At 61.7% G+C, this 13,985-nt stretch carries 11 protein-coding genes; 1 reads left to right on the top strand and 10 read right to left on the bottom strand.

What is annotated here, in order from left to right:
• Positions 1 to 51 precede the first annotated feature (51 nt).
• The gene (locus P0Y58_25390) at positions 52 to 852 is read right to left on the bottom strand and encodes a nuclear transport factor 2 family protein (protein WEK30185.1); all 801 of its coding nucleotides are present in this window, start codon (positions 850 to 852) and stop codon (positions 52 to 54) included.
• A 214-nt stretch (positions 853 to 1,066) separates the two neighbouring features.
• Here P0Y58_25390 and P0Y58_25385 point away from each other — a divergent pair, with 214 nt between their 5' ends.
• Positions 1,067 to 1,966, top strand: coding sequence for a hypothetical protein (locus P0Y58_25385; protein WEK30184.1), 900 nt, complete (start codon positions 1,067 to 1,069; stop codon positions 1,964 to 1,966).
• 133 nt (positions 1,967 to 2,099) lie between these two features.
• Here P0Y58_25385 and P0Y58_25380 read toward each other — a convergent pair whose 3' ends face one another.
• From P0Y58_25380 to P0Y58_25340, 9 genes are all read right to left on the bottom strand, one after another.
• Entirely contained in the window at positions 2,100 to 3,068 is a 969-nt protein-coding gene (locus P0Y58_25380; GenBank protein WEK30183.1) for an ABC transporter ATP-binding protein, read from the bottom strand.
• Positions 3,068 to 4,036: an ABC transporter ATP-binding protein gene (locus P0Y58_25375; GenBank protein ID WEK30182.1), complete on the bottom strand. Its 969-nt coding sequence runs from the start codon at positions 4,034 to 4,036 to the stop codon at positions 3,068 to 3,070. Before P0Y58_25375 ends, P0Y58_25380 begins: the two co-directional genes overlap by 1 nt.
• 10 nt (positions 4,037 to 4,046) lie before the next feature.
• Entirely contained in the window at positions 4,047 to 4,973 is a 927-nt protein-coding gene (locus P0Y58_25370) for an ABC transporter permease subunit (GenBank protein WEK30181.1), read from the bottom strand.
• Positions 4,974 to 4,983: 10 nt separating this feature from the next.
• Complete coding sequence (locus P0Y58_25365; protein ID WEK30180.1) at positions 4,984 to 5,994, bottom strand: ABC transporter permease subunit; 1,011 nt, start codon at positions 5,992 to 5,994, stop codon at positions 4,984 to 4,986.
• Between the two features lie 91 nt (positions 5,995 to 6,085).
• Positions 6,086 to 7,696, bottom strand: a complete 1,611-nt coding sequence (locus P0Y58_25360) for an ABC transporter substrate-binding protein (protein ID WEK30179.1) — start codon at positions 7,694 to 7,696, stop codon at positions 6,086 to 6,088.
• 81 nt (positions 7,697 to 7,777) lie between these two features.
• Complete coding sequence (locus P0Y58_25355) at positions 7,778 to 9,157, bottom strand: OprD family porin (protein WEK30178.1); 1,380 nt, start codon at positions 9,155 to 9,157, stop codon at positions 7,778 to 7,780.
• A gap of 244 nt (positions 9,158 to 9,401) precedes the next feature.
• Positions 9,402 to 10,994 (bottom strand): ABC transporter substrate-binding protein, encoded by a 1,593-nt coding sequence (locus P0Y58_25350; protein ID WEK30177.1) that lies wholly within the window; start codon positions 10,992 to 10,994, stop codon positions 9,402 to 9,404.
• Between the two features lie 146 nt (positions 10,995 to 11,140).
• The gene (locus P0Y58_25345; GenBank protein ID WEK30176.1) at positions 11,141 to 12,766 is read right to left on the bottom strand and encodes an ABC transporter substrate-binding protein; all 1,626 of its coding nucleotides are present in this window, start codon (positions 12,764 to 12,766) and stop codon (positions 11,141 to 11,143) included.
• Positions 12,767 to 13,158: 392 nt separating this feature from the next.
• The gene (locus P0Y58_25340; GenBank protein WEK30175.1) at positions 13,159 to 13,875 is read right to left on the bottom strand and encodes an SIMPL domain-containing protein; all 717 of its coding nucleotides are present in this window, start codon (positions 13,873 to 13,875) and stop codon (positions 13,159 to 13,161) included.
• Positions 13,876 to 13,985: the final 110 nt, after the last annotated feature.

Genomic DNA, 13,985 nt, shown 5'->3' with positions numbered 1-13,985 from the left:
ACATCGGTCAAGGTCTGTGGGCGATCCTAGTGCTGCCTGCCTGCGGCTGTCTTACGTGCGTGCACGCAGAGAAATTTGCTTGAGGTAGGCCTTGGGCGTAAGCCCGGTGTGCTCGCGGAAGCACTTGTAGAACGCCGATAGCGAGTTGAAGCCCGCACTGAATGCCAGCTCATCGATTGTCGCCTCGACGCTGTCGTCGTCGAGGCTGGCCATCAGGTGTTGCAGGCGGGCCTGGTTGACGTAGCGGTAGAAGCTTTGCCCCAGCACCTGGTTAAGCAGGTAGGAGATCTGGTTGCGGCTGTAGCCGCTGGCGTCGGCCACCTGCTGCAGGTCCAGTTCCGGGTCCAGGTAAGGGCGCTGGCGCTGGAAATAGTGCTCCAGGTCCTGGGCCATGGTCGACAGCTGGCGCGGCGACAGGCCCAGGCGACTGGTGGCCGGGCGCGGGCCGCTGCTGACCAGGACATTGCCGTTCTGGCGAACCAGCGTGGCGTATTCGTTGACCCGCCAGATCAGGCCGTCTTTGACGGTGATTGCTTCGCTGGACTGAAACGCCACCAGGCCGTCACCACCCTGGACCGTGACCTGGTACTGGATGAACGCGGTGTTGCCATCGACGCGGATGCGGTCGCTGTGGACGATATCTTCGCCTGCTTCATGGGGCAGGCAGGCGCGCACGTAGTCGCGCAGTTCCTGGTAGCCAAGCACGCGGTTCTGGAAGAAGTCGTGGTACTGGATGTCGGGGTGGTAAAGCGCCATGACGCCGTCGAGGTCGCGGTGCTTCCAGCACAGGTGGTAACGCAGCACCGCGTCGGCGGTGAGTGGGGTCTGGGCGAAGCCGTCGGGAAGTGTCATGGCCGGATCATGCCTCGCCCGTGTGAAGGTCACAATATTGCAGAACACCTGATGCAGGAGCGCCATTCGCGCTTTTTGCACGATTATCAAGTTTCCGCCTTGGCTAACTACCTGATTTTCATATAAGTAATTTTTTGTAATGAATGGCACAGCGCCTGCAACGGTAACTGCGCGAATGGACTTCTCGCTAACAACATACATAGGCGCACATATCATGATCTCCTCTGCCGACTCCTCTGTTTTCGATACTCAAGGCCGCTCAGGTGTTTCCTGGGCGGCCATCTTTGCGGGTGCTGCCGCTGCGGCCGCGCTATCGCTGATATTGGTGGTGCTGGGTGCGGGATTGGGCTTTGCCGCCACCTCACCTTGGGCCAACGAGGGTGCAAGCGCGAAAACGTTGGCTGTTTCCACCATCATCTGGCTGTTGCTGACGCAGATTATCGCTTCTGGCCTGGGCGGCTATATCGCTGGCAGGCTGCGGGTGAAGTGGGCGAACTTGCATGGCGATGAAGTGTATTTCCGCGACACCGCCCATGGCTTTCTGTCCTGGTCAGTCGCGACATTGGTAGCCGCCATGCTGGTACTGGGTACGGCAGGCAACCTGGTAGGGGCAGGCGCTGGCGCGGCGACCCAGGTGGTTGGCATGACGGCTGCTGCCGGTGGCGCGGCCGCCGCCAGTGCTGACAAGAATTCGATGGGGTACTTCGTCGACAGCCTGTTCCGTGGCGACGGTCCTGCACCGGTGAGCGAAGACGCTGCCAATGGGGTTGCAGCCCGCATTCTGGCCAAGGGCCTGGCAGGTGACGGTGCGCTTGCGCCTGAAGACCGTACCTATCTTGCGCAGTTGGTGGCGCAACGTACTCGCCTGACCCAGCCCGAGGCAGAGGCCCGCGTCGACCAGGTAATGGCCCAGGTACAACAGCTCAAGCTGCAGGCCAAGCAAGCTGCTGACACTGCCGCCAAGGTTGCTGCATGGACCGCGTTGTGGACCTTCGTAGCACTACTGTGCGGTGCCTTCTTTGCCAGCCTTGCCGCGCTTTATGGTGGCCGCCGTCGTGATCAGGTGCAGTGGCTGGAAGGCGAATATGTTGCTCATCGCACCATTCAACGTTAAGCAAGGAGAACCGACATGCGCTCGATACTGCTCTGGATGCTTGGGGTACCTATCCCGGTGATTATCCTGATTGCGATTTTCATGCACTGAACGAGGGGGCCGCTTTGCGGCCCTTTCGCCGGCAATCTAAAGGCTAAAGAAATTGCTCGGCATAGTGGCAAGCCACCTGCCGAGTACTCACCTGCCGCAACGCCGGCACCTCTTTCGCACAGCGCTCGCTCGCATGTGGGCAGCGCTTGTGAAACGCACAGCCGTCCGGCGGGCTCAGCGGGTTGGGCAGCTCCCCGACAATGCGGATCTTCGGCTTCAGCGGGTCCGGGTGAATGGCTGGCGTTGCCGACAGCAGTGCCTGGGTATACGGATGCAGCGGCTTGTCGTAGATATCCGCTTTAGGCCCCATTTCCACCGGGCGCCCGAGGTACATCACCAGTACGTGATCGGCCACATGCCGCACCACCGCCAGGTTGTGCGAGATGAACACGTAGGCGGTGTTGAACTCCTTCTGCAAGTCCATGAACAGGTTCAGGACCTGGGCCTGGATCGACACGTCCAGCGCCGAGGTCGGTTCGTCCGCCACCAGCACCTTGGGCTGCAGCATCATCGCCCGGGCCAGGGCGATACGCTGGCGCTGGCCACCGGAGAACATGTGCGGGTAGCGCTGGTAGTGCTCGGGGCGCAGGCCCACCTGCTCCATCATCTTCTGCACTTTCTCGCGCCGCTCGGCCTTGCTCAGCGAGGTGTTGATCAACAGGGGTTCGGCCAGTTGGTCGCCAATCTTCTGCCGTGGATTGAGCGAAGCGTAGGGGCTCTGGAACACCATCTGTACGTCGCGGCGCAGTTGCTTGCGCTCCGCCTTGCTGGCGCCCTTCACCTCGGTGCCGGCGATTTGCAGTGAGCCGGACGAAGGCTCTTCGATCAGGGTCAGGGCGCGGGCCAGGGTCGATTTGCCGCAGCCAGACTCGCCGACCACCGCCAGGGTCTTGCCGGCTTCCAGTTCAAACGACACGCCATTCAGTGCGCGGACCAGGGCATGGCCTTTGAACAGCCCGCGGGAGACTTCGTAATGCCGGGTCAAATCCCGGGCAGTTAGAACGACGGCCATCACGCCACCTCCTGGTTCAGCGGGTAGAAGCAACGCACAAGGCTGTGGGCTTGGGGGTCGAGGGGCGGGCGCTGGCGCCGGCAGTTGTCCTGCACGTACGGGCAGCGCGGTGACAGCAGGCAGCCGAGCGGGCGGTCGTAGCGGCCGGGAACGATACCCGGCAGGGTGGCAAGGCGTTCGGCGCCGATGCTGTGCTCGGGGATCGCCGCCAGCAATGCCTCGCTGTAAGGGTGGGCGGGTACGTCGAACAGGTCCGGCACCTGGCCCACCTCGACAGCTTCGCCTGCGTACATGACGCACACCCGCTTGGCCGTTTCGGCGACCACGGCGAGGTCGTGGGTGATCAGGATGAGCGCCATGTTGCGCTCCTTCTGCAGGTTGACCAGCAGCTCCATGATCTGCGCCTGGATGGTCACGTCCAGCGCAGTGGTCGGTTCGTCGGCGATCAGCAGCATGGGCTCGCCGGCGATCGCCATGGCAATTGCCACACGCTGGCTCATCCCGCCAGACAGCTGGTGCGGGTAGGCATCCAGGCGGCTTTCAGCGGCCGGAATTTCCACTTTCTTCAACAGTTCCAAGGCACGCTGACGCGCCGCCTTGCCCCTCAGGCCCAGGTGCTGGCGCAGCACTTCCTCGATCTGGTAGCCCACGGTATAGCTTGGGTTGAGCGCGGTCATCGGGTCCTGGAAGACCATGGCGATGTCCTTGCCCACCACCTTGCGCCGCTGGCGGGCGCTGAGCTTGAGCATGTCGGTACCGTCGAAGCTGAGGGCGTCGGCGGTGATGCGCCCGGGGGCGTCGATCAGGCCCATCAAGGCCATCATGGTCACGGATTTGCCCGAGCCCGACTCGCCGACAATGGCCAGGATCTCGCCGGCCTCCACCGCCAGGTCCAGGCCGTCGACCACGGGTACCGCAGTGGCGTCGCCGAAGCGCACGTTGAGGTTTTTGATCTGCAACAGTGACATGGCGTTCTCCTCAGGCGGCGTTCTTGAGTTTCGGGTCCAGCGCATCGCGCAGGCCGTCGCCCATCAGGTTGATTGCCAGCACACTGAGCAGAATGGTCAGGCCGGGCAGGCTCACCACCCACCAGGCGCGCTCGATGTAGTCACGGGCAGATGCCAGCATGGTGCCCCACTCGGGGGTAGGTGGCTGCACGCCGAGGCCGAGGAAGCCCAGGGCTGCTGCGTCGAGGATTGCCGAGGAAAAGCTGAGGGTAGCCTGCACGATCAGTGGCGCCATGCAGTTGGGCAGCACAGTGACGAACATCAGCCTTGGCAGCCCGGCACCGGCCAGGCGTGCGGCGGTGACGTAGTCGCGGTTCAGCTCGACCATCACCGCTGCACGGGTCAGGCGCACGTAGGACGGCAAAGACACAATGGCGATAGCGATCACCGTATTGATCAGGCCAGGGCCAAGAATGGCGACGATGGCCACGGCCAGCAGCAGCGACGGCAGGGCCAGCATCACGTCCATCAGGCGCATGATCGAAGGGCCGAGCAACTGCGGGAAAAAGCCCGCCAGCAGGCCCAGCAGGATGCCCGGGATCAGCGATATCACCACCGAAGCCAGGCCGATCAGCAGCGACAACCGCGCGCCCTGGATCAACCGTGAAAGCAGGTCGCGGCCAAGTTCATCGGTACCCAGGATGAACTGCCAGGTGCCGCCGTCCAGCCAGACGGGCGGGGTCAGCAGGAAGTCGCGGTATTGCTCGCTGGGGTCATGCGGGGCGACCCACGGCGCGAACAGTGCACAGAACACCACCACACACATGAAGGCCAGGCCCATTACCGCGCCCTTGTTGCGCGCGAAGGCCTGCCAGAATTCCTTGTAGGGCGAGGGGTAGAGCAGGCTCTGGTCCACCGGGCTGGCCGGCGATACGGATTTTGCAATCGGGCTAGTCATGGCTTGGGCCTCAGCGCTGATGACGGATGCGTGGGTTGGCCAGGCCGTAGAGGATATCCACGACGAAGTTGACCAGAATCACCAGGCAGGCGATCAACAGGATGCCGTTCTGGACCACGGGGTAGTCACGGGCACCGATGGCTTCGATCAGCCATTTGCCGATGCCCGGCCAGGAAAAGATGGTTTCGGTCAGCACTGCGCCCGCCAGCAAGGTGCCGACCTGCAGGCCGAACACGGTCAGTACCGGGATCAGGGCGTTGCGCAAGCCGTGCACGAACACCACACGAGCAGGCGACAGGCCTTTTGCGCGTGCGGTGCGGATATAGTCTTCGCGCAGCACTTCGAGCATTGACGAGCGGGTCATGCGGGCGATCACTGCCAGCGGGATGGTGCCGAGCACGATGGACGGTAAAATCAGGTGCATCACCGCGTCCTTGAACGCGCCTTCTTCGTCGCTGAGCAGGGTGTCGATTAGCATGAAGCCGGTTTTCGGCTCGATGTCGTAAAGCAGGTCGATGCGCCCGGACACTGGGGTCCAGCCCAGGCTCACCGAGAAGAACATGATCAGGATGAGGCCCCACCAGAAGATCGGCATGGAATAGCCGGCCAGCGATATGCCCATGACCCCGTGGTCGAACAGCGAGCCGCGCTTGAGCGCAGCGATCACCCCGGCCAGCAGGCCGACGATGCCGGCGAACAGCAGGGCAGCGAAGGCCAGTTCGAGGGTGGCCGGGAACAGGGTGAGGAATTCGGTCCAGACGCTTTCGCGGGTACGCAGCGACTCGCCCAGATCGCCCTGGGCCAGCTTGCCGACGTAATCCAGGTACTGAGCCGGCAGTGGTTTGTTCAGGCCAAGACGCTCCATGGCCTGGGCATGCATTTCGGGGTCGACCCTGCGCTCGCCCATCATCACTTCCACCGGGTCGCCGGGGATCAGGCGTATGAGCGCGAAGGTCAGCAAAGTGATGCCGAAAAAGGTCGGTATCAGCAGGCCAAGGCGCCGGGCAATAAAGCTCAACATTGTCAGGGTTACCTCATCAGGCCGCGCGGCAACCAGCACGCTACGGCAGTGCCGCCGGGCCCCGTTTGGGTGGCCGGCGGTCGTTGTTGTTCTACTTCACCTTGGTGGTGGCGAAGTTGTTTTTGGTCAGAGGGCTGATCACGTAGCCCTCCACGTTGTCACGCATGGCCGTGAACACCTTGGGGTGGGCCATGCTGATCCAGGGTTGGTCGTCATCGTACACCTTCAATGCCTCGCTATAGAGCCTTGCGCGTTCCTCGTTGTCGACCACTTCGCGGGCGCGGCTGATCAGTTCCTGGAATTTCGAGTTGCACCAGCGGGCGTAGTTCTCGCCGTTCTTTGCCGCCTCGCAGCTGAGTAGCGGGCCGAGGAAGTTGTCTGGGTCGCCGTTGTCGCCAGCCCAGCCGGTGGATACCAGGTCGGCCTCGCCATTTTTGGCGCGGCGCAGCATTTCCGCCCACTCCATCACCCGGATATCCAGCTTCAGGCCGATCTGTTTCAGGTCGGCCTGCAGCATCTCGGCTGACAGGCGCGGGTTCGGGTTGGTCATGCCGCCGCCGTTGCGGGTAAACAGCGTGATCACTGTGCCCTCCGGTACGCCAGCCTCTTTGAGCAGGGCGCGTGCCTTGTCGAGGTCGCGTGGGGGGTTCTGGTTACTGGTGTTGTACCCGATCATGGTCGGTGGATAGGGGTTCACGCCGACTAGCGCATTGCCCTTTCCAAATAGCTGGTCAACGTGGGCCTGACGATCGAAGGCCATGTTGATGGCTTTACGCACACGCACATCGTTGAGGTACTTGTGCTCGGTATTCATGGCGATGTAGCCGGTGACCAGCGCTTCGGTCTCTGCCACCTTGAGCTTGGGGTCGGCCTTTATCGACGGCACGTCTTCCGGTTTGGGGTAAATCGCGATCTGGCATTCGTTGGCGCGCAGCTTCTGCAGGCGCACGTTGCTGTCGGTGGCGATGGCGAAAATCAGAGCATCGGCGGGTGGCTTGCCGCGGAAGTAGTCCGGGTTTGGTTTGAAGCGCACCTGGGCGTCTTTGTTGTAGCGCTGGAAGATGAACGGGCCAGTGCCGATCGGCTTGCTGTTCAGCTCGGCGGTCTTGCCGGCCTTGAGCAACTGGTCGCCGTATTCGGCGGAGTAGATCGAAGTGAAATTCATGGCCATGTCGCGCAGGAAAGGCGCTTCAGGGCGGGTGAGGGTGATCACCACGGTGTGGTCGTCGGTCTTGTTCACGGACTTGAGCAAGCTTTTGAAGTTCATGCTCTCAAAATACGGGTAGCCGACGCTGGTCTTGTCATGCCATGGGTGCGCAGGGTCGAGCTGGCGTCGCAGGCTCCACAGCACATCATCGGCGTTGAATTCGCGGGTGGGCGTGAAGTAGTCGGTGCTGTGGAATTTAACCCCCTGGCGCAGGTGGAAGGTGTAGGTCAGGCCGTCGGCTGAAATGTCCCAGCGTTCGGCCAGAGCCGGTTCGATATCGGTCGTGCCGGGCTTGAAGTCGACCAGGCGGTTGAACAGCGTTTCTGCGGCGGCATCGAAGGTGACCCCGGTGGTGTACTGAACAACGTCGAACCCTTCCGGGCTGGCTTCGGTGCACACCACCAGCGGCTTGGCCGCCAGCTGCGTGGCGCTGCCCAGCACCAGCGCGGCCAGCGCCAGGCGTAATGGTAGCGAGTTGATGAAAGCTTTCTGCATGGGTTAAAGACTCCCTGCTTTTGCATTGATTCCAGCGTAGCCGCCACGGCCCGCTAGGAAAGGGGACCGTGGCGCCAGCGGTCAAAGAATGTTGAATGGAATGGTGGTTACCACGCGGAACTCATCCAGGCTGCCATCACCCTGCGCCTTGCTGGCGCGGTGAGTGGTGTAGGTGGCGCGGATGCTGGTGTCTTTCAGCGGCCCGCTCTGCACGGCGTAGCTGGTGCCGATGCCCCACTCGTAGTGGGTTTCGCCGTTCAGGCCCTTCACGTCGTAGGCGGTGCCACGGTAGTGGGTGCCGTCGATGCCCCAGCCGCGGGCGTTGTACAGGTTGAACTTCAGGCCCGGCACGCCGTAGGGCGCCATGTTCAGCACGTAGGAGATCTTCAGCGATTTTTCGTTGGGGCCGTTGAAGTCCGACAGCAGCGAGTTGGCCAGGTAGATGCCGTTGGTTTCGTGCAGGTAGTCGAAGTACTCGTTGCCGTTGACCTGCTGCCAGGAGGCACCGAGGGTGTGGGCCTGGTGGGTCAGGTCGAGCGACAGGCTGTAAGTGTCGTTGTCGATCTTGCCCATCTTCTGGCTGCCGGCGTCGACGGTCTTGTAGTAGTTCAGGCCTGTGCTCAGGCTGAGCACTGCGTTGTCGCCGAGTACGTGGTTGGCGCCGAAGTAGTACTGGTTCCAGAAGTCGTCGACCTTGGTGGCGTACAGGCTGGTGTTGAGGCTCTTGAACGGCTGGTAGTTGATGCCGGCTGTGCTGGCACGGTCGGTTTCCACGCCGGTGGCGCTGTATTCGCTGCGGAACTTGCTGAGGCTTTGTTCGGTGCGCGGCGAGACACGGTCGAAGGTGCCCAGGTCGAAGCTGAGGTTGTCGAATTCGGCGCTGTGCAGGAATGCGCCCTGGAAGCTGGATGGGAGGGCGCGGTTGCCGATGTAGGCGATCATTGGCGTGTCCACCGACTGACGGCCCAGGGTAAGGGTGGTGTTGGACACGCGCGCCTTGATGTTGCCCAGGCCCAGTTTGCTCCACTGGCCGATGGGGTCGCCATCGCTGTGGGTCAAGGTGCGGTTGTTGGGACCGGCGACAGCCTGGCGGCTTTGTTGCAGAGCGATGGCATTGTAGGCAGCGGCTTCGACTGCGATGCCAACAGTGCCCTGGGTGAAACCGGAGCTGTAGTTGAGTATGGTGCCCTGCAGCCAGTTTTCCCGGCTGTGGGTGGGTTGGCGGGTGCCGTCGCTCTTGTAGTAGCGCCACAGCGGAGCACGTGCAGCGCGCTCTCGGGCGTACCAGTTGCGGGTGGTGCCGGACAGGCTCTGGCCGTCGATGAAGCCGCTGGCTTGCGCTTGCTCGCTACTGCCTTTGAGGGTGATGGGCACGAAGTCCTGGCTTTGGGTGTTGGCCTGGGCGACGGTGGAAAAGGCACTGATGGATAAGGCCAGTGCGGTCAGGGTGAATACTCTCAAGGTTGAAGCTCCCATTTTTTTCTAGTTATTGCCGGCCTTGTGGGCCGGATGGTTGTTGCGGTGTTGCCAGGGTTGCCGCGGGATCTCCGGGCAAAATTGGGGGCGTTGTGTTGGCTGTGCCGGCCTCTTCGCGGGCTCGCCCGCTCCCACAGGTAGGGCGCAAGTTGCGATCCTGTAGTGATCCTGTGGGAGCGGGGAAGTCGGGGCGCCGAACCGCCGCGAAGAGGCCGGTACTGGCTAACGCTTAATCAACACTCACACCGGAAAAATCATTGCGCCCAAACGGGCTCACTTTGAACCCGGAAACCTTGACGCTAAGCGGCTGGTTCACCGTGGAATGCGCAACCGGGGTAATCGGCACCTGCTGTTTGAGCCGCTGCTGGGCCTGCTGGTACAGGGCGCTGCGTTGCGTGCGGTCGGTCACCTGTTTGGCCTGCTTGACCAGGCTGTCGTACTGCGGGTCGCACCACAGCGAGTAGTTGTTGCTGCCGATGGCATCGCAGCTATAGAGAGTGCCCAGCCAGTTGTCCGGGTCGCCGTTGTCACCGGTCCAGCCAATCAGGGCAATGTCGTGCTCGCCGCTTTTCATGCGCTTGATGTATTCGCCCCATTCGTAGCTGACGATGCGCACCTTCAAGCCCAGCTTGTTCCAGTCGGCCTGGAGCATTTCGGCCATCAGCTTGGCGTTGGGGTTGTAGGGGCGTTGCACCGGCATGGCCCAGAGGGTGATTTCGGTGCCAGGCTTGACGCCGGCCCCCTGCAGCAACTGTTTGGCCTTTTCCGGGGCGTAGGGTGCGTCCTTGAGGCTTTCGTCATAGGACCACTGGGTCGGTGGCATGGCGTTGACCGCCAATTGGCCGGAGTCTTGATACACCGCCTGGATGATGGCTTTTTTGTTCACCGCCATGTCCATTGCCTGGCGCACCTCCAGGCGGTCGAACGGCGGATGCTGGGTGTTGTAGGCGATGTAGCCGAGGTTGAAGCCTGGCTGCTGCAGTACCTGCAGCTTGCTGTCGGCCTTCAGTGCCGGCAGGTCGGCCGGGCGTGGGTGCAGGGTGACCTGGCACTCGTTGCGGCGCAGCTTCTGGATACGCACCGAGGGGTCGATATTGATTGAAAACACCAGGTTGTCGAGCTTCACCTGGTCCGGTGCCCAATAATCCTTGTTGCCCTTGTAGCGGATCTGCGAATCCTTCTGATAACGCTGGAACACGAACGCCCCGGTACCGATCGGCTGCTGGTTGATGTCGCTGGGGCGACCGCTGGCCAGCAGTTTTTCGGCGTACTCGGCAGACAGAATCGAGGCGAAACTCATGGCCAGGTTCTGGATGAACGCGGCGTCGACCGTGTTGAGGGTGAATACCACGGTGAGCGGGTCGACCTTTTCGACCTGGGCAATGTTCTTGTCCAGGCCCATGCTGACGAAGTAGGGGAACTCGGTGGGGTACGCCCGGCGGAACGGGTGGCTTTTGTCGAGCATACGGTTGAAGGTGAACAGCACGTCGTCGGCGTTGAAATCGCGGCTTGGGCTGAAGGCCTTGTTGCTGTGGAACTTCACCCCTTCACGCAGGTGGAAGGTGTAGCGCAATCCATCGTCGGACACTTCCCAGCGGGTAGCCAGGGCAGGGTGCACGGCAGTGCCACCGCGCTCGAACTCGACCAGGCGGTTGTAGATCGGTTCGGCGGCGTCGTTGTCGGTGGCGCTGGTGTACTGTGCGGTGTCAAAACCCGCAGGGCTGCCCTCGGAGCAGAACACCAGGTTGTTGGCCAGCAGGATCGGGGATTGGCTTATCAGACCCAGGGCCAGCAGGGTCGAAAGGCAAGTAGCGTGGCGCATGGCAAATCCTTTTTCATCTGTTTGCACCGCCTCGGGGTACGAATGGCGGCAACAGTTCGCCGACCCCGCAGCGGATGGCCGCAGGACGACATGAAGAGGTGGAGAGTGTGAAGGGCACCCGCCGTTTGACGGGTGCCGGGGTTACTCTATTTGTCCACGCTGACGCCGTAGAAGGCGTTCAGCGCAAACGGGCTGATCTTGAAGTCCTTCACCTTGGCGCTCATGGGCTGGTACACGGTGGAGTGGGCGATCGGGGTGATCGGTACCTGCTCCTTGAGGATGTGCTGCGCCTTTTGGTACAGCTCGGTGCGTTTGGCCTGGTCGGAGGTGGCTTTTGCCTGCTGGATCAGGTCGTCGTAGGGTTTGTAGCACCACTTGGAGAAGTTGTTGCCGTCGACAGCATCGCAGCCGTAGAGGGTGCCCAGCCAGTTGTCCGGGTCACCATTGTCACCGCTCCAGCCGATCAGCATGGCGCCCTGTTCGCCGGCTTTGGAGCGTTTGATGTACTCGCCCCATTCATAGCTGACGATCTTCGCCTTGATGCCGATCTTGGCCCAGTCGGATTGCAACATTTCGGCCATCAGCTTGGCATTGGGGTTGTACGGGCGTTGCACGGGCATGGCCCACAGGGTGATCTCGGTGCCTTCCTTGATACCTGCTTCCTTCAGCAGTTGCTTGGCTTTCTCGGGGTCGAACGGTGCGTCCTTGATGCTGTCGTCGTAGGACCACTGGGTCGGCGGCATGCCGTTGACTGCCAGCTGGCCGGCACCTTGGTAGACCGACTTGATGATCTGCTTCTTGTCCACGGCCATGTCCAGCGCCTGGCGGACTTTCAGCTGGGCCATCGGGTTGGGTTCGTTGCTGCCCTTGATCTTGTCCATCACGTTATAGGCGATGTAGCCGAGGTTGAAGCCGGCCTGGTGTGGCATCTGCAAGTTCTTGTCGGCCTTTAGCGGCTCGATGTCGGCCGGGCGCGGGAACAAGGTGACCTGGCACTCGTTCTTCTTCAGTCTTTGCATGCGCACCGAGGCATCGGTGGTGATGGCGAAGATCAGGTTGTCGATCTTCACGTCTTCGGGCTTCCAGTAGTCCTTGTTGCCCTTGAAGCGGATCTGCGCGTCCTTCTCGTACTTGCTGAACACGAACGGGCCGGTGCCGATCGGCTTCTGGTTGATGTCGGTGGCCTTGCCGTTTTTGAGCAGTTGGTCGGCGTATTCGGCGGACTGGATAGAGGCGAAGCTCATGGCCAGGTTCTGGATGAACGCGGCGTCGACCTCGTTGAGGGTGAACCTGACCGTGTGCTCGTCGACCTTCTCCACCTTGGCGATGTTCTTGTCCATGCCCATGTCGGTGAAGTACGGGAACTCGGTGGGGGAGGCCTTGCGGAACGGGTGGTCCTTGTCGAGCATGCGGTTGAAGGTGAACAGCACGTCGTCGGCGTTGAACAGGCGGCTGGGCTTGAAGTAGTCGGTGGTGTGGAACTTCACCCCTTCACGCAGGTGGAAGGTGTAGGCCTTGCCGTCGTCGGATACCTCCCATTTGGTCGCCAGGCCCGGGATCACTGCGGTACCGCCGCGTTCGAACTGGGTCAGGCGGTTGAACACGGTCTCGGCCGAGGCGTCGAAGTCGGTCCCGGTGGTGTACTGCCCCGGGTCGAAACCTGCCGGGCTGCCTTCGGAGCAAAACACCAGGCTGGACGCGGCCAGGGCCGTCGGTGCGCCGGTGAGCAAACCTGCGCCAAGCAGGAACGGAATGACTGCGTGTTTGAGCATGGTGGCCTCATTGTTGTCATTTTTTGGATGAGGTGGCCTCGTGAGCCGACCTGAAGATACTTATGCAGGGGGTGTTCCCAATGCAACAGGGAGAAGGATAGTTGGCGCCGGAAAAGTGGTACGACCGTACATGGATGTCGCATCAGTATAACTTTCGGCGAAGTTAAACGTTTGCGCAGGCAAAATGATGGCATTTTGCGGGATATTTCGAGGCGGGAGTAAATGTAGGAGGCACCTTTATGGTGCGTAGGAAAGGTCTGAAAACGCTAATTTTGCGGGTGGGTATGGTCCCTGTGGGAGCGGGCGTGCCCGCGAACACGGGCGAAGCCCGTGCCATCAATCGGGTAGGCTTTTTCGCGGGCATGCCCGCCCCCACAGGTACGTCGTAACTGTTACGGCATCTGCACTTCGATCAGGCCATCGGCATTCATGCTGACTTCACTGGTACCCGCCTCGATATCCGGCGCTGGCGCTGCTTCATCAGCCCCCATCGCTTTCATCGCCATCGGTGCACTGCGCAGGTACGGGCGTGGGTAGCCGCTGCTGTTGAGGTTCAGGCTGACCACTTTGTAGCCCTTGCCACCCAGCGCCTCGGTCGCCAGCTGCGCACGGGCCTTGAAGGCATCAACTGCATCCTTGAGCAGAGCATCCTCGCTGGACTTGCGCGTGGCCGGGGCGATGGAGAAGTCCATGCCGCCCATTTTCAGCTCTTGCAGCAGGTCGGCAGTGAGCTGGGACAAGGCCGGGAAGTCGGCGCTTTCAAGGCGCAGCTCGGCGCGCTCGCGCCAGCCGGTGATCTTCTGGCCCTTGCTGTCATACACCGGGTAGCTGTTGCGGCTGCCCTGGCTTATCTTCACGTCCTTGACCTCGCGCGACTGCTGCACGGCCTTGTTCATGGTTTCGGTGATCTGCTTGGCGAGCTTGCCCGGGTCGGTGTTCTGCGCTTCGCTGTACAGGGTCACGACCATCAGGTCGCGCGCCACTTCCTTGCTCACTTCAGCGCGCAGCGATACCTGGTTGTAACGTGGCTCATCGGCGGCCAGCGCCGGCAGGCTGGCGAGCAAGCCGCAAGACATGAGCAGGGCGGCGCCGTGACGTGGGATTAGCATGTGGTACTCCTTGGCAATAAAAGGCGTGGCTCTGGTCATCCATGCCACGCATGGCCGATCAGACCGGGAACAGTGTAGTGGGTTCAAAAGTGCCATCATTAACCTGTGAC

The sequence above is a fragment of the Candidatus Pseudomonas phytovorans genome, assembly GCA_029202525.1.
Classification (GTDB): Bacteria; Pseudomonadota; Gammaproteobacteria; order Pseudomonadales; family Pseudomonadaceae; genus Aquipseudomonas; species Aquipseudomonas phytovorans.
This window is presented reverse-complemented; position numbering and strand designations above follow the sequence as displayed.